This is a genomic window from Pseudomonas cichorii (assembly GCF_015471405.1).
Taxonomy (GTDB): Bacteria; Pseudomonadota; Gammaproteobacteria; order Pseudomonadales; family Pseudomonadaceae; genus Aquipseudomonas; species Aquipseudomonas serbiensis.
On sequence record NZ_BLVZ01000018.1, the window covers coordinates 100,439 to 119,794 of the forward strand.

Below are 19,356 nucleotides of genomic sequence, written 5' to 3' on the forward strand. Positions count from 1 at the left end.
AGATCAGCAGGTGCAGCACATCATCGGCATGCCGTTGCAGCTCATCATCATCGGCATGCTGCAATCGTTCATCATTTTCATCATCAGCATGCAGCAGTTGTTCATCATGTCCATGCTCATGCCAGCCATCGGCATCATCTTGCAGGTCATGCCGTCAGCCATCATGGTGCATTCCATCATGCACTTCATCATTGGCATGCCCATACCCATCGGCATCGACATCCCCATCATCGGCATGTTCATGGACATCGCCATGGCCGCTTCGGACATGCACATCATCGACATGTTGGCGCACTGCATCATGACCGGCATGCCGCAGTTCATCATCATCTGCATCATTTCGGCGTTGTTCTTGAACATGGCCATGTCCATGCCAGCCGCCGGCTTCATGGTACACATCATGCCGTCTTCGACCATTTTGCAGGTCATGGTCGCCATCATCATCGGCATGCCCATCATTGGCATCATCGGCATGTTGGCGCTCATTGGCATCTGCATCGCGTTCATCATGGTGAAATCCTCTTCAATTTTGACGATAGGGTGTGGAGCTGATGGGGCCGATTCTAGGCTCAAGCGTGAGCACGGCAAGATGCTGGCAAAACAGCACCGGCTGCTGCCAAGGCAAACGGTTTCATGCCAATTACCAGTGCATGAACTGTAGCAGCAGATAAATGGATGCCATTGCATCCATAGAGCACCACTTAACGACCGATACCACGCAATGGATATCGCTATTGGTTCCATGCTCATAACTCAAATGCATATTTGTTCTAAACACGATGCAAATAAATGCTCAAGCTGCGCTTTCCAATAAAGCCGATACAACGTCAGTTGGCTCTTCACCCGGCATCCGATCACGGCTAACCTTGGCGACCGGTCAGGCCAGCATTCGAGCCTGCCGATCAAAATGCTCTCGGAAAACACTGCCACGATGGATATCTCTTCGACTCACCCCGCACTCAATAGCAGCAAGGAAAACGCTGGCGGCGGGCGCGTTCAGGTCATTGACCGTTCGATTGTTCTGCTGCGCACCCTGGCTGGCCTCAAGAACGGTGCCAGCGCGCTGGACCTGGCGCGGCTGACCGGCATCGATCGCTCCACCATCCATCGTCTGCTCAAGACCCTGACCTACTGGAGCCTGATCGAATCCCAGGGCGCGACCTACCGGATCGGGCCTGAGAGCCTGATCTACTCGGCGGCCTATCTGAACCGCATGAACCTGCGCAAGATTGCCCTGCCCTACGCCATCGAACTGCAACGGGTGATTGGCGAACGCCAGGCAATCGTCTCGCTGTCGGTTCCAGTGGGTGATCAAGTGGTGTTGATCGAGAGGATGTGGACACCGACTACGCCACTCAACGTCATCGTCGATCTGGCAGATCAGTACCCCATTGATGGCAGCCCCAGCGGCCGCGCCGTGCTGTCTACTTACAGCGAAGAAGCAGCGCTGAACATTCTGGGCCAGGAACGCTACGCCAAAGTGCTGCCCGCACTGGAGAAGATCCGCAGCCAGCAGGACTTCGCCTTCGGTCATGGCGAGTTCAAGCCGGGCCTGTCGTCCGTGGCCTTTCCGATCCGCCTTGAGGCCGGCCTGGCTCTGGGCGCCGTGGTGGTGGCAGGCCTGGCAATGGAGGATGAAACCCATCCAGCCTCGTCACTGGCCAGCCATGTGCGCCGCGCCTGCGAGGGCATCGCGGCGCAACTCGGCAATCTTTAAGCCGGCAACTGTGGCCCAAGCGCCTCAAGCAGACGGTTTTTCTGCACCTTGCCGTAATGCGAACGCGGCAATTCGTCGATGAAGTAGATCTGTCGCGGGACCTTGTGCCGCGACAGGCTGGCGCGACAATGCTCGGCCAGTTGTTGCAACGACGGCGGGCTTGCCGGGTCAACCACCACTGCCGCACACACCTGCTCACCCCACTCGATATCCGCCAGACCGAACACATGGGCCTCCTTGACGCCCGGACAGCTCAGCAGGCTCTGCTCGACTTCGCCAGGTTGTACCGACTTGCCGCCACTGCGAATGATGTCCTTGCAGCGCCCGAGCACGACCAGTTGCCCATCGTCACGAATCCGTCCCAGGTCGCCACTGCGCAGCCAGCCGTTATCCAGCGCTTCGGCACTCTTGGCCTCCTGCTGCCAGTAGCCGCTCATCAATTGCGGCCCGCCCAGCAGAATCTCGCCCATGCCATTGGCGTCCGGCTGGTTAATGCGGATGGCCGCAGAAAACAATGGCCGCCCTACCACGCCTTCGGCACTTTCTCCGGCACGGCGTAACGCTGCCATTTGCGCGGCAGCGAGATAACAACTCCAGGGAGCCTCGGTCATGCCGTAAAGCACACTGATTCGCCCACTGAACAACTTGAAAGAGCCTTCCAGCACTTCACCGTTCAAGGCTGCTGCGCCGATATCCAGGCTCTTGAAGGCGGGCAATTTTGCGGGCTCGCTGCCATTTTCACGCAGCAACCGCAACAGCTGAGTCGGCACCAGAGAGCTGAAGGCAACCTGATGTTCACTCAACTGCGACAGGAAATTCCTGCTGTCGAAACGCCCACCCAGCACCACCTGCCCGCCGCTCAGCAGATGCGCCAGCACCGCTACCGCCGCAATCGGCCACAACGGACGGACATTGAGCAATACATCGCCCAGAATCGCACCACGGCCCATCACGATGTTCTGCAACACGGCACAGAGGCTGGCATGCCGGTGCATGACCGCCTTGGGCACACCTGTGGTGCCGCCGGTGTAGTTCAGTGAAGCCAGGGCCTGGGCCGGTTGTGCGGCGCGCGGCCCGATCTCGGCAGGCGCTGTTTCGATAACCGAATCCAGCGAGCGGCAGGCAATGCCCGCCTGCGTCAGACCCTCGGCAACCGCCGCGTACTGCCCGGAAAACAACAGCAAGGCAGCACCTGCATCACGCAACTGGGCCAGCAGTTCATCAGGCGACAGTGCCGGATCAAGGGGTACGCGGACACGTCCATTGGCCATGCAGCCATAGTCGGCGATCAGATAATCGATACTGGCATCGGCCAGCAACGCCACCCGCGAACCGGGTGCGATATCGAGCCGGTCCAGCACCTGGCCGAATGCGGTAAGAGCACGGTCGAGTTCAAGAAAACTCAGGCTGCGAGCACTGGCCGGCTCGCTCAACGCTGGCAGATCAGGCCATTTAGAAGCGGCCTGCCCCAGCAAGGTACTGATATCCATATCTACCACCCACTCAAAACGATACGCCCATTGACCTGACGCGACTCCAGCAGCGCATGGGCTTCGCTCACTTGCTGAAACGGCAACACCCGGTCGATCAATGGCCGCACCTGACCGCTATGGATCAGCGCCAGCGCGACCCGCAGCTCTTCCACAGTGGCACTGCCCGATCCCTGAACCTTGAGCCGCCGACCGATCAGCAAGCCTGGCGGAATCGGCACACTCCCCGGCTGGACATTACCGAGCACCACCACGCGACCGCCAAGGGTCATGCTGCGCAAGGTGTCTTCAAGGGTGTGCCCGAGGTTTTCCATCGCCACATCCACGCCGCGCTTGCCGGTCAGCTTCCAGACTTCGGCACTGTAGCTGCCGTCTGAAACCACCACTTCATGGGCACCCAGTTCGTGGAGAAAATCGCGCTTCGCGGCGCTGCCGGTCACGGCAATCACCCGCGCGCCCAGCGCTCGGGCCAACTGGATCTGATGCGCGCCCAGGCCACCACTGGCGCCGTTGATCAATACGGTCTCGCCCGGTTTGAGCGCCGCCTCGCCGTGCAATGCCCGCACGCTGGTAGCAATCGGGCAGGACGCCAGCGCCGCCAGGCTGTAATCCAGGCCGTCAGGCAATTCGATTGCAGAGATCGCCGGAATACGCAGGTATTGGGCGTAGGCACCTTCGGTATCCACCGACGGCAGGCCCAGCGCTCGACACAAATCCTGGCGCCCGCGCAGGCAATCGCGGCACTGGCCACAGAAACGTCGCTGATAGACCACAACCCTTGAGCCGACCACCAGTTGCAGAACGCCCGCGCCGACCTCAACCACCTCGCCAGCCACTTCATGGCCCAGCACCACGCCGGTATGCGCCCCGGGAAGATGCCCGGCACGGTGCAGCAAATCGTGATGGCAGACGCCTGCAGCGTGAACCTTGACCAGTACTTCACCCGGACCGATCTGTGGCGTAGGCACCTCTTCGACTTGCAGTTGCTCAGGCCCGCCGAAGGCTTTCAGGACTATCGCTTTCATTTTTTATAACCATTAGTGACCCACTAAGAATATGTTCATATAACAAACATGTTGTTTGCATTATGAACATCAATTAAGTTTTCCTCACTTTGGCGCGGACCTCAAGAGGCAATGCGTCTTTCTTTCACACTCAGCGAAATCGAAGTCATGACAGTCGAGTATCAACACCTTGGGGAAGGCGTTCTGCAGGTCACTCTCAACCGCCCCGAGCGTCTGAACGCCCTGGACAGCCAGGCCAAACGCGAACTGGGCGAAATCTGGCAGCGCGCCGGGGACGATCAGGCCGTACGCGCAATCGTTCTGCGCGGCGCTGGCGAGCGAGCGTTCTGCGCAGGCTCCGACCTCAAGGAAATCGAAGCCACTGGCGAAGCCGTGAGCAGCGAATTGCTCGCCCGCGCCCTGCCCGGCGTCGGCTTCGACCTGAACAAGCCGGTGATTGTCGCACTGCACGGCCACACTCTGGGCCTGGGCATCAGCCTGGCGATTCATTGCGACTTTCGCATTGCCCGACATGACACTCGTTTCAGCTTTCCGGAAGTGCAGCACGGCATGTTGTCGGGGTTCAGCGCTATCACTCTGCCGGGGCTGATCGGTGAAGCCGCCGCGCTGGACATCATGCTCAGCGCCCGCCCGTTCGATGCCTCCCAGGCACTGGCCATGGGGCTGGTCAACCAGCTTGCGGACGATGCCCATGCCAGCGCGCTGGAACTGGCCTCACGCCTGGCGGCTCATTCGCCCAAGGCGGTGGAATGGACCAAGACCCTGCTGCTGGCCCAGAGAAAGGCCCGTCTCAAGCAACACATGGCGCTGGTCGATCAGGCCCGCCAGGACGTCATGCTTTACCGATAACCACAATAACCAACACTTTTCGCCTCGCCAGTACTGTCAGGAACACCCACCACCAGGAATGGAAAGCGGCACCCGCATCGGAGCCTCACCATGTCTCACCCCAACACTTTCCAGCCCAGGCTCAACCTGCTGACCGCAGCGACCCTCGGCCTTTGCGCCAACCAGTTGGCATTCGCCGCCGAAAGCACAATCGGCAGCACTGATACCGCTCTGCAGACTGTCGTTGTAACCGGTGCCCGCGATGAGGGCCGCACCGTGGCCAAGAGCCTGGCCCCAATCGACGTGATCAGCGCCAACGACCTGGCACGCTCGGGCAAACAGAACCTGCGCGATGCCCTGGCCGCCAGCGTGCCGTCCTATACCAATGCCGCCGGTTTTACCGGCGGCACCGGGCTTTCGGTGAAGTCCGCAACGTTGCGTGGCCTGGGCGGTAACCACGTGCTGGTGCTGGTCAACGGCAAACGCCGCCACAACACCTCGCTGATCTTCGTGCAGACCGCTGCTACCTCCAGCGGCCAGTCACCCGCCGACCTGGACCTGATCCCGGTCAGCGCAGTGGACCATATCGAAGTGCTGCGTGACGGTGCCGCTGCGCAATACGGCTCGGACGCCATCGCCGGGGTGATCAACATCATCCTCAAGACCAACCGTTCCGGCGGCAGCGCCAGCGCGCTGTACGGGCAATATAAAGAACGGGTCGGCGGCAAGGGCAACTTCGGCGCTCGTGGCCAGGGCCAGATCAATCAGGGTTTCGAGCTGCCCAATGACGGCTTCTTCAGCCTCAGCGCCGATATCGGCATTCAGGAAAGCTCCAACGTCGCGGGCGCAGTACCTGACCGCACCCGCATCTATTTCCCGCAGAACGGCAGTGCCGACCCACGGGAAACCAGCGAAAGCCGCTATCGCCAACAACTCGGCCAGCCTCGCTCACAAACCTATAACTTCGGCTACAACGCCGAGTTGCCGCTCAACGATGACGTCAGCCTCTACTCGTTCTCCACCCTCAGCCATCGCAACTCCACCAGTTGGGGGACTTACCGTACCGCCAACTCGCCGCAGAACATCGTCTCGGTATACCCGGACGGTTTCTCGCCGCGCTTTGTGGTGGAAGAGGACGACTTCCAGACAGTGTTCGGCGCACGCCATGAAAACCTGCTCGGCTGGCGCTGGGACCTGAGCACCAGCTATGGCCGCAACGATGCCAACACCCGCAACGAGCGTTCGCTGAACCCGTCGCTGGGCCCGGACAGCCCTCGCGACATGGATGGCGGCCATCTGATTGCCAGCCAGTGGACCAATAACCTGGACCTGACCCGTGGTTTCGATACCGGGCTGTTCGCCAAGCCCCTGAACGTTTCCACCGGGCTGGAATTCCGCCGCGACGGCTTCGCCATCGAAGCGGGCGAATACGCTTCATACGCCGATGGCGGCTACATCTTCCCCGTCGGTCATCCATTGGCCGGGCAACGCCCGAACCCTGGCGCACCGGGGCTGGTCGGTTTCACGCCGCAGGATGCACACAACTATTCACGCACCAACACCGCTGGCTACATCGACCTCAGCCAAAGCCTGACCGAGCAATGGGATGTCAGCCTGGCCGGACGTTTCGAGCATTACAGCGACTTTGGCGATACCGGCAGCGGCAAGTTCTCGACGCGCTATGCCTTTACGCCGCAGTTCGCAGTACGCGGCACCGTCAGCAACGGTTTCCGGGCGCCGTCGCTGCAACAACAGTATTACTCCTCGTCGCTCACCGCCTGGCGCACCAGCCCGCTGACCGGCCAACTGGAACAGGCAGTCACTCGCTATGTGACGGTGGATGATGCTGCCGGTCAGGCACTCGGCGCCAAGGAGCTGAAACCCGAACGTTCGATGAACTACAGCCTGGGCTTTGTCGCCACGCCGACGGAAAACCTCAATGTGACAGTCGATCTGTATCAGATCGATATCAAGGACCGCATCCTGCAGACCAGCAACCTGCAAGGCACCGCAGTCTCCAACCTGCTGGCGGCCAATGGCCTGGACCCGAACCAGATCGTGTCCTACTTCGGCAACCTGGCCGACACCCGCACCCGTGGTATCGACCTGGTGGCCGATTACCGCTATGACCTGGGTCGCTACGGCAAGACCAAATGGACTCTGCTGAGCAACCAGAGCCTGCAGACCATCGAGAAAATCAAGGAGCCCGAATCACTGGCCGGCACCGGCGTCAGCGCCGTGGGCCGTGATCGCCAGGGCAACCTGACCACGGCTTACCCGAAGAACGTCACGTCCCTGACCGCCGCCTGGCAACTGGGCGATTTCGACGTAACGCTCAAAGGCACCCGCTACTCGAAAGTCACCGGACGCAATCAGGTTTCCGCCAGCCGCGACGAGGAAATCCGCCCGGCACTCATCACCGACCTGAGTTTGGGTTACTGGCTGAGCGATGCCATAAAAGTGACCGTCGGCGGCGAGAACATCTTTGATCGCAGGCCACAACAGCTCAACGAAGAGGCCAAGCGTTTCTACTTCTTCCCCACCGACAACCCGACCTATAGCTGGTACTCGCCCTACGGACTGGAAGGTGCCTACTACTTCGCCAAACTTGACGTGAGCTGGTAACACCCATGAGCACTCCCGGCGCTTTACCCGCTAGCACACAACCTGCCACAGAAAACAATGAGGTGGTTTTCGACCAACGCCTGTACCGCAAGCTGGCGTGGCGAATCATGCCGTTCCTGTTTCTGTGTTTTGTCCTGAACTGGCTGGACAGGGTCAACATCAGTTTTGCCCACCTGCAATTCAAGACCGACCTGAACATCAGCGACGCCACCTTCGGCATCATCGTCGGGGTGTTCTCCATCGGCTATCTGCTGTTCGAGATCCCCAGCAACCTGCTGCTGGAGAAGTTCGGCGCGAAGAAAACCATGACCCGGATCATGATCCTCTGGGGCCTGGTGACCATTGCCACCGCCTTCGCCCAGACGCCCGCGCAATTCTATGTGTTGCGCATACTGCTGGGCGCGGCCGAGGCCGGGTTCTTCCCTGGCGTGATCCTGTACCTGACCTACTGGTTTCCGGCCAGCCATCGGGCGCGGATCACCTCGCGTTTCATCATGGCGATTGCCGTTTGCGGGATTATCGGCGGCCCGTTGTCGACCTGGATCATGAGCCACTTCGGTGGCCTTGGCGGCTTTACCGGCTGGCAATGGCTGTTTGTCGTCACCGGCATTCCACCGGTGCTGGCCGGGCTGTTCGCCTGGTACTGGCTGGACGATAAACCGGCCAATGCAAAATGGTTGAGCAGCGCCGAAAAGCAGGCCATCGCCAACGCCCTTGCCCATGAACGCAAGCAGCGTCAGCCAAGCGGCCATCAGCGCTTCGTCGAGGCGTTGAAAGACCGCAAGGTCTGGTTCATCACCCTGGCCTACTGCCTGACCATCATGTGTACCGGCAACGTCACCAATATCTGGGCGCCGTCGATCATCCGCGATTCGGGGGTCACCAACCTCGGGCATCTGGGACTGCTCTCGGCACTGCCCTATGTCGTCGGTGTGTGCATGATGCTCTGGGCCTGCCGCCATTCGGACCTGCATCAGGAACGTCGCTGGCACTTCGCACTGGGCGGGCTGACCGCCGCACTGGCGATGGCGATCCTGCCGCAAATGCTGTTCAGCCCATGGTCGGCGATTGCCGTACTGACCGTGATGACCAGCGGCTATCTGGTGGCCACGTCGATTTTCTGGACCATCCCCACTTATTACCTGTCGGACGGTGCCAAGGCAGCCGGCCTGGCACTGGTCAACTGCTGCGGACAAGTCAGCAGCCTGCTGACGCCGATCATGATCGGCTCGATCAAGACCAACACAGGCAGTATCAGCCTGGCGCTCTACATAGTCGCAGCCCTGGTGGCCTGCGGCACCCTGATCCTTTTGCTCGGCGTTTCACGCCAGTCCTTGCGCGATGCAACCTGAACCCTTTTCGAGAGTTACACATGACTGATTACCTGGCACTGGCCCATGAACTGGCCACCCACATCCAACCCGGCGCAGCGGAACGCGATGCCAACCGCACCCTGCCCTACGCCCAGCTCGACCTGATCCGCGAGTCGGGGCTGGGGGCCGCTCGCGTGCCCACCGAACTGGGCGGCGGCGATATCAGCCAGTTGCAGGTGGCGCAGATCTTCATCGCCCTGGGCAAGGCCGACCCTTGCGTAGCCCAGGCACTGTTTCCGCATTTCGCCACCGTCGAACACCTGCGCCTGATCGCCAACCCCGAACAACAGCGCCGCTATCTCAGCGCCTTTGCCGACCGGCAATTATCCTCTGGCGCAGTCGCCGAGCGCAGCGGCACCTTTCGCGGCGAAATCCATACCCGCCTTGAGCGCCGTGGCGAACAGCTGATTCTCAATGGCAGCAAGTTCTACAGCACCGGCTGCCTGTTCGCCGATCTACTGAAGATCCAGGCGGTGGACGAGGAAGGCAACGCGCTTTACGTGATCCTGCCCGCCAACACGCCAGGCATCACCATGCTCGATGACTGGGACGGCATGGGCCAGCGCAGCACCGCCAGCGGCAGCACCTTGCTGGAGAATGTCATCGTGCAACCGGAACAGGTGATTCCTCTGGCCCAGTGGTATCAGCGGCGCAACTACGTCGGGGCCAGCGCGCAACTCATCCACTGCTCCATCGATATCGGCATTGGCCTGGCGGCGCTGGACGACGCCGTACACTGGGCACGCAACGGTTCGCGCCCGGTTCGCGAAAGCGGTGTCGACAAAGCTCGTAACGATCCGTACATCCTGCACACCATCGGCGACCTTTCGGCTGCGATCCATGGTGCCGAAGCGCTGGTTGAAAAGGCTGCGCTGAGTGTCGATCTCGCGGCCCGCACTCAATTGCAGGGCCTGCTGGCCGGCGAAGAACTGGACGCTCTGCTGGCGCGTTCCTCGATTGCCGTGGCCGAGGCCAAGATCGCCTCGACCCGCGCATCGCTGCATGTCTGCGAGCGGCTGTACGAAGTGGGCGGTGCTGCCACCACGCAATCGAGATACAACTTCGATCGTCACTGGCGCAATGCCCGGACCCACACCACACACGATGCCGTGGCCTACAAGTACAAGGCCATCGGTGATTACCTGCTCAACGGTAACTACCCGCCGATTGCCTTCACCTACTGACAGAGCAGGTTTCCCATGCAGCCGAATCGCAAGCCCTGTGCGCCCCTGATAGCAGGCGCCTCATTGTTGTTGACCTTGCTGTCGAGCCAGGTCCGGGCCGCTGAGCCGGCTGCCTGGGCTGATCTGGATGCGCAGATCGCCCGCGCCCTGCCCGGCGTGATCGAACTTCGCCATGGCATTCACCAACACCCGGAACTGGGCAACCGCGAATTCAACACCAGCAAACGCATTGCCCAAAGGCTGCGTGAGCTGGGTCTTGAGGTGCAGACCGGCATCGCCCATACCGGCGTGGTCGGCATACTTCGTGGCGGCAAGCCGGGACCGGTGGTTGCAATCAGAGCCGAACTGGATGCCCTGCCGCTGATCGAGCAGACCGGCCTGCCCTACGCCTCGACCGTGCGCGTTCAGGACCAGAGCGGCGACTTTCGCACCCGTGGCAAGGAAGTCAGCGTAATGCATGCCTGCGGCCACGACGCTCATATGGCCATGGCCCTGGGCGTAGCCGAAGTACTTGCCGCCCATCGCAGTGAACTGCCTGGCACCCTCAAGCTGATATTCCAGCCTGCCGAAGAAGGTCCGCCACTGGGCGAAAAAGGCGGTGCGCAATTGATGATCGAACAAGGTGTCCTGACCAACCCTGCACCTGCCGTGATCTTCGGCCTGCATGTCACTGCCGGCACTGCTGGCACCTTCACCCTGAGCCGTAACCGCACCACGGCGGCGGCCGATACCTTCGTCGCCCGTATCAAGGGCCGCCAGACCCACGCCGCATTCCCCTGGACCGGCATCGACCCGGTCCCCGTCGCCGCCCAGACCATCCTCGCCTGGCAGACCATTCCCAGCCGCCAGTCGAACCTGAGCCTGCTGCCCGCGCCGGTGATTTCGGTAGGCCGGATCGAAGCCGGAGACCGCCACAACATCATCCCTGCCGAAGTGCGCCTGGAAGGCTCGATCCGCACCGTCAGCGACGAACAGCGCGAAGACGTGCTGATGCGCATGCGCCGAAGCGCAGAGAAAATCGCCGAAGCTTCCGGCGCCACGGCAGAGATCGACTACCTGCCGGGCAACTACCGCGCAGGCCACAACGACACCGCACTGGTCGACCGATTGCTGCCAGTGCTGCAAGAAGTCTCCACCACACCCGTAAAAATCGACAACGGCACCTACGGCGCCGACGACTTCGCCGAGTATGCACGGCAGATTCCGGGGATCTTCATGCGCATGGGCGTCACGCCACCAGCACTGGAAGGCAAAGCCGTCTGGCCGACTCATTCACCGGGGTTTACCGTGGATGATCCAAGCCTTGCCGTGGGGATTCGGGCGCTGAGCCGGATGACGTTGAGTTATATGGTGGGCGGATAATCTCCATCCGCTGTTGTGGTGGGCAACTTGCTGGCACCAAGTGTTTCAGGCACCGCCACCCACAGCAGGACCAACGCTGCCGCAGCCACCGCAGCAAGGGTCAGAAACGCAGCGCTGTAACCGGCCTCCTGAACCACAAAGCCCGCCAGGCTGTTACTCAATGCCGCGCCAAGGCCAAAGACCGTCGAGAGCGCGCCAAGGCTGATATTGAAGTGCCCGGTGCCATAAGTGAGGTCTTTCACGATCACCGGAAACAGGGCACCGAAAATACCGGCGCCGATACCGTCCAGCAATTGCACGGCGACCAGCCAGTAAGGGTCGTCTGACAGGGTATAAAGCGCACCACGCAACGGCAGGATCAGGAAGCCGATCAGCAGCAACGGTTTACGCCCCCACACATCGGCTTTGGCTCCCACCAGCAAGGCGGCAGGTACCATGACCAGTTGCGCGGCAACGATGCAGGCTGACGTCAATGGCGTTGCCATCTGCAGATTGACCTGCGCCAGTTTCTGGCTCACCAGCGGCAGCATCGCGGCATTCGCCAGATGGAACAGCGCGCAGCAAATGCCGAACAGCAGCAATGGCCTGTTGGTGAGCAGCACGGAAAATCCCGAAGGCGGCTCAACGTGTCGCGCATCGCTTGTATCCAGGCCTCGGGCGAGGTCATGGTCAATGGCATCGGCCGAAACGAAGCTGATCGCAATCACACTGCCCAGCGCCATGACGGCCATCAGATAGAAGACTGCAACAGGCCCGAACAGGTAGGCGAAACCGCCAGCCAACAAAGCCGCGCAGGCATTACCGGCATGGTTGAAGGTTTCGTTGCGCCCGGTACGGCGGGTGAAAGCACGAGGCCCAGTGATGCCCAGAGTAATCGCGGCAATGGCCGGGGCAAAGACCGATGCAGCCACGGCACTCAGGGCCTGGGTCAGTGCGACCAGAGTGAATGAAGTCACGAAAGGCAGCAGCAGACAACTGCCGGTTACCAGCAATGCCGCAACCGCAATGATCGTCCGCTTGCCGCGAGCACTATCGACCAGTGCTCCAGCAGGAGTCTGCGTGATCAGCCCGGCTATACCGGCAATCGTCATCACCACACCAATGCTGGCGGGCTCCCAATGATGAACAGCCAACAGGTAAATCGCCAGGTAAGGCCCAAGCCCGTCGCGTACGTCCGCAAGGAAGAAATTGAGGCTATCGAGGGAGAGATTGTTGCGGCGTTCAGAATGACTGGCCAAGGCTGGCATCTTCAATATTGGAGGTTTTGCGACATGACCAACCTCTGCGAGGTTAATGACCAATCGCCTCCGGTTTTAGTTTCATGAAACCTCTCAAGACTCGGTAGGAGCCAATTCATTCGCGAACGCAGCTTTTTCGCGAATGAATTCGCTCCTGCCAAGACGCGCTTAAAATATATAAAACTGATCTTATAAACTGTCAACATAACGAAAATACATAATTAGCTTAGACCTAAAAAGACTTTCACAGACGTTTCTCAGGGGCCTATCGTCTATACCAGTCCGACCCCTTTCCTGGCGGAGGCCGTCTCCCCAACGACTTTCGCCAGGAGCTTTTTTCGTCCATGACTCCCCTGTTTCATAACGGCCCTGCCCCTTTGCACATCGACACAGATGTGCTGGTGATCGGCGGTGGTCTGGCCGGTAGCTGGGCTGCGGTGGCCGCTGCCCGTGAAGGTGCGCGGGTGGTCCTTGCAGAAAAGGGTTACTGCGGCACCAGTGGCGTAACAGCCAGCGCAGGTCCCGGCCATTGGTGGGTACCACCAGAGCAGCGCCAGGCTGCCATCGACAAACGTGTTGCCAGCGCTGCCGGACTCGGTGACAGCCAGTGGATGGCGCGTATTCTCGATACCACCTGGCAGAGCCTGCCAGGCCTTGACCGGCTTTATGGCTTCCCCCGCGACGAACGCGGCGAAAAACAATATCGCGCCCTGCGCGGCCCGGAATACATGCGCGCCATGCGCCAACTGGCACTGGAGCACAATGTCACCCTGCTGGACCAGAGCCCGGCCCTTGAACTGCTCAAAGGCGATAACGGCGCACTGGCCGGTGCCCGTGGCTGGCAACGTCAGCAGCAGCGTGAATGGCAAGTGCAGGCGCAGGCCGTGGTGCTGGCTACTGGCGGCTGCGGTTTTCTCTCACGTCTGCTGGGCAGTCACACCAATACCGGCGACGGCTATCTGCTGGGTGTCGAAGCGGGTGCCGAACTGTCCGGCATGGAGTTCTCCAACTATTACTGCATCGCCCCGGCCGGCAGCACCATGACCCGCTCGATGGTCTACACCTTTGGCCGCTACTTCGATGCCGGTGGCCGAGAACTGGAGATCACTCAAGGGCCAGGTTTCAACGAAGCTCTGGCCCGCGCCCTGCTGCAAGGCCCGGTCTATTGCCGACTGGACCGGATTCCCGAAGACATCCGCGCACGTCTGCCCTACGTGCAGCCCAACCTGATGCTGCCCTTCGACCGTCTGGGCATTGATCCTTATCGCGACAAATTCCCGGTGACACTGCACGGCGAAGGCACCATTCGCGGGGTCGGCGGCCTTCGGGTGATCGATGAACACTGCCAGACCCGCGTACCCGGACTTTTTGCCGCTGGCGATGCAGCCAGTCGCGAGGCAGTGACCGGTGCGATTTCCGGGGGCGGCGCGGTGAATTCCTCCTGGGCTCTGTCCAGCGGTCAGTGGGCTGGCAGCGGCGCAGCGCATCATGCACTGACCCAGCCTTACCGCCCGACAACAAGCCAGGGCAGTGCCGAAGCCGGCTTGCTGAGCCTGGGTGCAAGCGGCGCCGATCACGCTGAAATAGTGCGAGCGGTGCAGAACGAATTGCACCCCTACGACAAGAATCTGTTTCGCAGCGGCACTCAGTTGCAGCGCTCGTTACAGGTGCTGGAAAACCAGTGGGACCAGTTGCGCGCCCAGCACAGCGTCGAAACTCCGGCAGCACTGCTGCGCTGGCGTGAAACCGCAGCGCTACTGGCCAGTGCCCGCTGGTGCTACAGCAGTGCTCTGGCGCGCAAGGAAAGCCGAGGCATGCATCAGCGCAGCGACACACCCGAACGCCTCGCCAGTTTCGATGCCCACCTGCGCAGCGGCGGCCTGGATACGCCGTGGGTTCGCAGAGATACGGTCGCTATGCAAGCCCGTGCCAGCCACGAGGTCCCGGCATGATCGAACTGATCTTCAGCGACCGTTGCAACGGCTGCAATCAATGCGTAACGGCGTGCCCCACCAATGTGCTGGCCAGCGGCAGCGACGGCAAACCCTATATCGCCGAACAGTCGGCCTGCCAGACCTGCTTCATGTGCGAGCTGTATTGCAGCAGCGATGCGCTCTACGTCCACCCCGACTGCGAACAGCCCGTGAGCCTCGACCCGCAACAGATACTGGCCAGCGGACTGCCCGGCCAGTACCGCCGCGACTCCGGCTGGGACGAATGGGCCAGCGACCCGCGCTACGCCAACCAGCACTGGCGCATGGAAGAGATTTTCGGCCTGGCCCGCAAGCTGGCCAGTATTTGAACCCCACAGGATCGATACCCTATTGAGGAAGCACCCATGAGTCTTTTCCAGAGCGCCTCTCTCGGCAACCTGACCTTGGCCAATCGCGTGATCATGGCACCTCTCGGTCGCGCTCGCGCCGATGAGCACAACCGCCAGCCGCTGCCACGAGTCGTGACGTACTATCGCCAGCGTGCCAGTGCAGGGCTGATCATTTCCGAGGCCACCCATGTATCTGCCGAAAGCGTCAGCCGTCCCGGTTGCTCGGCGATCCACGACGACGCTCAGGTAGAAGCCTGGAAGCCCGTCACCGCTGCCGTGCATGCCGAAGGCGGACGAATTTTCCAGCAATTGTTCCATCTTGGGCGCAAGGCACACCCTTCTCGCCTGCCAGGCAATGCCCAGCCCATTGCCCCTTCGGCAATTGCCGCCAAGGGTGAACTACAGACGCCTGATGGCCCTCAACCTTTCCCGGTTCCGAGGGCGCTGGACCGCGAAGAGATTCCGAAGCGTGTCGAGGACTTCCGCAGCGCCGTCCGCAACTCCGCACGGGCCGGTTTCGACGGAGTGGAGATTCACGCCGCCAACGGCTACCTGATCGATCAGTTTTTGCGTAATGGCGCCAACCAGCGCGACGATGATTACGGCGGTAGCGTGGAGAACCGGGCGCGCTTCCTGCTGGAGATCGTCGATGCTGCCATCGAAGAACTGGGGCCAGACCGCGTTGGGGTGCGTATTTCGCCCAATGCCGAGTACGACGGCATCCGAGACACTGATCCGCTCGCCCTATACAGCTATGTAGCCCTTGAGTTGCAAACTCGCGGGATTGTCTATCTGCATCTGATCGAGCCGGATTCGACACCTGAAGCCCGTAGGCTGGCACCACGCCTGCGCGAGCTATTCAAAGGCCCGCTGATCCTCGCGGGTGAGTTCGACCGCGACAGCGCACGCCAGGCACTGGAGCAAGGCCGGGCCGACTTCGTCTCCTTTGGCCGTCTGTTTATCGCCAACCCGGATCTGGTTGAGCGCTTTCGCCAGGGCGCACCGCTCAACACGCCGGATGAAGCCAGCTTCTACAGCGGTGGCGATCAGGGCTACATCGATTACCCCTTTCTTGAAACCCGCAGCGCAGCAGTTGCCAGCTGACTCTCATCGTTAACAGGAGCCTGTCATGAGCAAATCCCTCAACCATCTTTTGGCCGAACTGCATGCCGAGCGCGTGCGAACCTGGGCTCCCGAAGCCCTGAAGGTCAATATCGACCAGCGCCAGCGCCTGCTCGATGAAGCGCGACCGGACACCTTCGTCAAGGCTGGCGACAGCGTCGCGCCCTTTGAACTGCTCAAGGTCGAAGGCGGCACGCTCACCCTCGATCAACTGGTGGCTGACGGCCCGGCAGTCTTGGTGTTCTTCCGCTTTGCCGGTTGCCCTGCCTGCAACATTGCCATCCCTTACTACGAGCGCAATCTGCAGCCGGCACTGCGCCAGCGCGGCGTGCCGTTGGTGGCGGTCAGCCCTCAGGTGCCGGAGCGTCTGGTGGAGATCAAGGACAAACACCAATTGAGCCTGCAAGTGGCCAGCGACAAGGACAACCAGTTGGGGCAGCGCCTGGGCATTCTCTACAGCTTCGACGAAGCATCGCGCCAGGCCTCTCTGGCCAAAGGCCAGGGAATCGGCGCAATCACCGGCACCGGAACCTGGGAGCTGCCACAACCGACCGTGGTAGTGATTGGCCATGACCACAGCGTCCACTTCGCCGAGGTCAGCCCAGACTGGCTGGTGCGAAGCGAGGCGCAAGTCATCATCGATGCCGTGGACGCGGTACTGGATGCCGACAGCCAACCGGCTCGACAGGCACGGGCATGACAGCCACGAATCCCCCCTATTCCATCGAAAGGACTTGAACCCATGAGCAAACGCCAACTGCACTTTGGCGCCATTCTGACCGGCGTCGGTACTGACCAGCAGGAATGGTTGCACCCGGATATTCCCGGCAATGCCAGCATCGATATCGACTGGTACAAACAGCAGGCCCGAGCGGCCGAGGCTGCGCATTTCGACTTCGTATTCATCGTCGACAGCCCCTACATCACCCCGGACTCGGCACCGCACTTTCTCAACCGCCTGGAACCGCTGACACTGCTCTCAGCGCTCGCCGGTGCCACCGACAAGATCGGACTGGTCGCGACCCTGACCACCTCCTATACCGAGCCATTCAACGTGGCCCGGCAGTTCGCCTCGCTGGATCAGATCAGCCACGGTCGTGCTGGCTGGAACGTGGTCACTACAGGGCTTGAAGGCGCGGCCGGCAACTTCGGTCGCGAACAGCACATCGACCACACCGAGCGTTATCGTCGGGCCAGCGAGCATGTCGCGGTGGTTCAAGGGTTATGGGACTCCTATGAAGATGACGCCTTCCCTCGCGACAAGGCCAGCAAGCGCTTTCTCGACCCCAGCAAGCAACACCGACTGGACCACCGTGGCGAGTTCTTTTCGGTCACCGGGCCGCTGAACATTTCCCGCTCGCCACAGGGCCAGCCGGTGATCTTTCAGGCCGGGGTTTCCGAGTCCGGGCGCAAGCTGGCAGCGGAAATCGCCGAAGGCATCTTTGCCGGCGTCGATAACTTCGAGGACGCCCGGGAGTACTACGCCGATATCAAGCACCGTGCAGCAGCGGCAGGCCGTGATCCGGCGCAGGTGCTGCTGTTCCCCGGCATTACGCCGATCATTGCCGACACCGATGAACAGGCTCAGGCGATTCTGCTGGAACGCGAAGGCGAGCTAGATCTGAACAAGGCACTGGTGCAACTGGGCCGCCCGTTCAACTACCACGACTTCAGCCAGTACGACCTAGACGCACCGTTCCCCGAGCTGGGCGAACTGGGCAGCAACGGCTATCGCGGCCATGCGGAGAAGATCAAGCGAGTCGCCAGGGAAAAAGGCCTGACCCTGCGCGAAACCGCTCTTCGTTTTGCCCGTCCATTTACCGGGTTCGCAGGCTCAGCACTGACCGTCGCCAACGAGATAGAACGCTGGTTCAACGAAGGCGCCGTGGACGGCTTCAATATCCACGTCGGCGCACCGGCCAGCTTCGCCAGGTTTACCGACGAAGTACTGCCGATCCTGCGCGAACGCGGATTGTTCCGCAGCGAATACGAAACCAGCACCCTGCGCGGCCATCTGGGCATTGATGTGCCGCAGAATCGTTATACCCAACAGGTTGAGCAGGTTTCGGCGGTGGCAGAACCGGCGTAAGGCATTGAGAGTGATTCTTGTCGATGCCCGGGTTCAAAAGGCCCGGGCGTCATTTTGAGGCAAAGAAGGCTAAATGGATTTGGAAAGCAGGTAATCAATAAAAACCCGCAACTTCGGTAAAACCGTTCGCCGACTGGGGAAGTACAGTGCCAGGCCCGGGAATGCTATGGAGTAAGCATCGAGAATGACTTCAAGTGTTCCCGCGTGAATGTTGCGAGCTACGAGGGAGCGCGGCAATTTGAACAGACCGACACCTTGTTCCGCCGCATGTATGCAGGCCGCTATGTCGTCAAGTATCAAAGGCCCGCTGACGGGAATGACACGCCTCTCTGCACCGACGTTGAAAACCCACTCATCAAGCAGAGTGCTGGCCTGACGAAAAACGATGCAGGGTATTTTCCCGATTTCATCCGGTGATGAGGGTCGCCCATAGCGCGCAAACAAGGCAGGTGAACCCACAACCACTTGTGGCTCTTCGGCGGTAATGGGAACTGCGACCATATCTGCCTGTACAAAACTCCTGGGCCGCACACCGGCATCACAGCCTTCAGCGACAATATCGACCATTCGGTCATCACCAATGAATTCGACCTGAACACCAGGATGCGCCTGCAGAAACTCTGTCAGAAAGCGCTCGGTCAGCATGAGCACGCTCGCCTTGGGCACACTGACTCGCAGCAAGCCGGTCACGGAGTTACCCAGGCTGCGAGCGGACTCTATACCTTGAAGCACTTGTTGAGCAGCAGGACCGACTTGAAGCAGCAACCGCTCGCCCGCCTCGGTCAAGCCGACGCTTCGTGTTGTGCGCAGCAACAAGGCGGCACCCACACGGTCCTCAAAGGCGCGGATCGCCTGGCTGACTGCAGATGGAGTAATACCGAGACGACGCGCAGCCGCCCGAAATCCTCTCTCCTCGGCGACAGCCAGGAAAACCACCACGCCATCCAGATCGCCACGCTTTATTGTGTAGTTCATCTACA

At 60.8% G+C, this 19,356-nt stretch carries 16 protein-coding genes; 11 read left to right on the forward strand and 5 right to left on the reverse strand.

The window, feature by feature from the left end:
• Positions 1-3: 3 nt before the first annotated feature.
• On the reverse strand, positions 4-510 hold the full coding sequence (locus JL015_RS27845) for a hypothetical protein (protein WP_236124344.1): 507 nt from the start codon (positions 508-510) through the stop codon (positions 4-6).
• A 421-nt stretch (positions 511-931) separates the two neighbouring features.
• On the opposite strand from JL015_RS27845, the gene JL015_RS24405 reads away from it, so the two are divergent.
• Positions 932-1,717, forward strand: a complete 786-nt coding sequence (locus JL015_RS24405) for an IclR family transcriptional regulator (protein WP_201020291.1) — start codon at positions 932-934, stop codon at positions 1,715-1,717.
• On the opposite strand, the gene JL015_RS24410 is transcribed toward JL015_RS24405, so the two are convergent.
• On the reverse strand, positions 1,714-3,207 hold the full coding sequence (locus JL015_RS24410; protein ID WP_201020292.1) for a class I adenylate-forming enzyme family protein: 1,494 nt from the start codon (positions 3,205-3,207) through the stop codon (positions 1,714-1,716). The genes JL015_RS24405 and JL015_RS24410 overlap by 4 nt on opposite strands.
• Before the next feature lie 2 nt (positions 3,208-3,209).
• The gene (locus JL015_RS24415; RefSeq protein WP_201020293.1) at positions 3,210-4,232 is read right to left on the reverse strand and encodes an alcohol dehydrogenase catalytic domain-containing protein; all 1,023 of its coding nucleotides are present in this window, start codon (positions 4,230-4,232) and stop codon (positions 3,210-3,212) included.
• A gap of 111 nt (positions 4,233-4,343) precedes the next feature.
• Between JL015_RS24415 and JL015_RS24420 the strand changes: the two genes are divergently transcribed.
• From JL015_RS24420 to JL015_RS24440, 5 genes are all read left to right on the forward strand, one after another.
• The gene (locus tag JL015_RS24420) at positions 4,344-5,081 is read left to right on the forward strand and encodes an enoyl-CoA hydratase/isomerase family protein (RefSeq protein ID WP_236250274.1); all 738 of its coding nucleotides are present in this window, start codon (positions 4,344-4,346) and stop codon (positions 5,079-5,081) included.
• 90 nt (positions 5,082-5,171) lie between these two features.
• A complete protein-coding gene (locus tag JL015_RS24425) occupies positions 5,172-7,685 on the forward strand; it encodes a TonB-dependent receptor plug domain-containing protein (RefSeq protein WP_201020294.1) in 2,514 nt (837 codons plus the stop codon).
• Between the two features lie 5 nt (positions 7,686-7,690).
• Positions 7,691-9,037 (forward strand): MFS transporter, encoded by a 1,347-nt coding sequence (locus JL015_RS24430; RefSeq protein WP_236250275.1) that lies wholly within the window; start codon positions 7,691-7,693, stop codon positions 9,035-9,037.
• Between the two features lie 20 nt (positions 9,038-9,057).
• Positions 9,058-10,242 (forward strand): acyl-CoA dehydrogenase family protein, encoded by a 1,185-nt coding sequence (locus JL015_RS24435; RefSeq protein ID WP_201020295.1) that lies wholly within the window; start codon positions 9,058-9,060, stop codon positions 10,240-10,242.
• A gap of 15 nt (positions 10,243-10,257) precedes the next feature.
• On the forward strand, positions 10,258-11,604 hold the full coding sequence (locus tag JL015_RS24440; protein WP_201020296.1) for an amidohydrolase: 1,347 nt from the start codon (positions 10,258-10,260) through the stop codon (positions 11,602-11,604).
• Here JL015_RS24440 and JL015_RS24445 read toward each other — a convergent pair.
• The gene (locus JL015_RS24445; protein WP_201020297.1) at positions 11,586-12,842 is read right to left on the reverse strand and encodes an MFS transporter; all 1,257 of its coding nucleotides are present in this window, start codon (positions 12,840-12,842) and stop codon (positions 11,586-11,588) included. The two genes, JL015_RS24440 and JL015_RS24445, sit on opposite strands and share 19 nt — an antisense overlap.
• A 344-nt stretch (positions 12,843-13,186) precedes the next feature.
• Between JL015_RS24445 and JL015_RS24450 the strand changes: the two genes are divergently transcribed.
• Genes JL015_RS24450 through JL015_RS24470 form a run of 5 tightly spaced genes read left to right on the forward strand, consistent with a single transcriptional unit; the run spans position 13,187 to position 18,376 of the window.
• Positions 13,187-14,794 carry an FAD-dependent oxidoreductase gene (locus tag JL015_RS24450; RefSeq protein ID WP_201020298.1) on the forward strand — a complete coding sequence of 536 codons (1,608 nt, stop codon included), beginning with the start codon at positions 13,187-13,189 and terminating at the stop codon, positions 14,792-14,794.
• Positions 14,791-15,144 carry a 4Fe-4S dicluster domain-containing protein gene (locus JL015_RS24455; RefSeq protein ID WP_201020299.1) on the forward strand — a complete coding sequence of 118 codons (354 nt, stop codon included), beginning with the start codon at positions 14,791-14,793 and terminating at the stop codon, positions 15,142-15,144. The genes JL015_RS24450 and JL015_RS24455 overlap by 4 nt, the downstream gene beginning before the upstream one ends.
• Positions 15,145-15,180: 36 nt before the next feature.
• Positions 15,181-16,269 carry an alkene reductase gene (locus tag JL015_RS24460; RefSeq protein ID WP_201020300.1) on the forward strand — a complete coding sequence of 363 codons (1,089 nt, stop codon included), beginning with the start codon at positions 15,181-15,183 and terminating at the stop codon, positions 16,267-16,269.
• Positions 16,270-16,294: 25 nt separating this feature from the next.
• Entirely contained in the window at positions 16,295-16,987 is a 693-nt protein-coding gene (locus JL015_RS24465; protein WP_201020301.1) for a peroxiredoxin-like family protein, read from the forward strand.
• 42 nt (positions 16,988-17,029) lie between these two features.
• The gene (locus JL015_RS24470; RefSeq protein ID WP_201020302.1) at positions 17,030-18,376 is read left to right on the forward strand and encodes an LLM class flavin-dependent oxidoreductase; all 1,347 of its coding nucleotides are present in this window, start codon (positions 17,030-17,032) and stop codon (positions 18,374-18,376) included.
• Between the two features lie 69 nt (positions 18,377-18,445).
• On the opposite strand, the gene JL015_RS24475 is transcribed toward JL015_RS24470, so the two are convergent.
• Positions 18,446-19,351 (reverse strand): LysR family transcriptional regulator, encoded by a 906-nt coding sequence (locus JL015_RS24475; RefSeq protein ID WP_201020303.1) that lies wholly within the window; start codon positions 19,349-19,351, stop codon positions 18,446-18,448.
• Positions 19,352-19,356 lie beyond the last annotated feature (5 nt).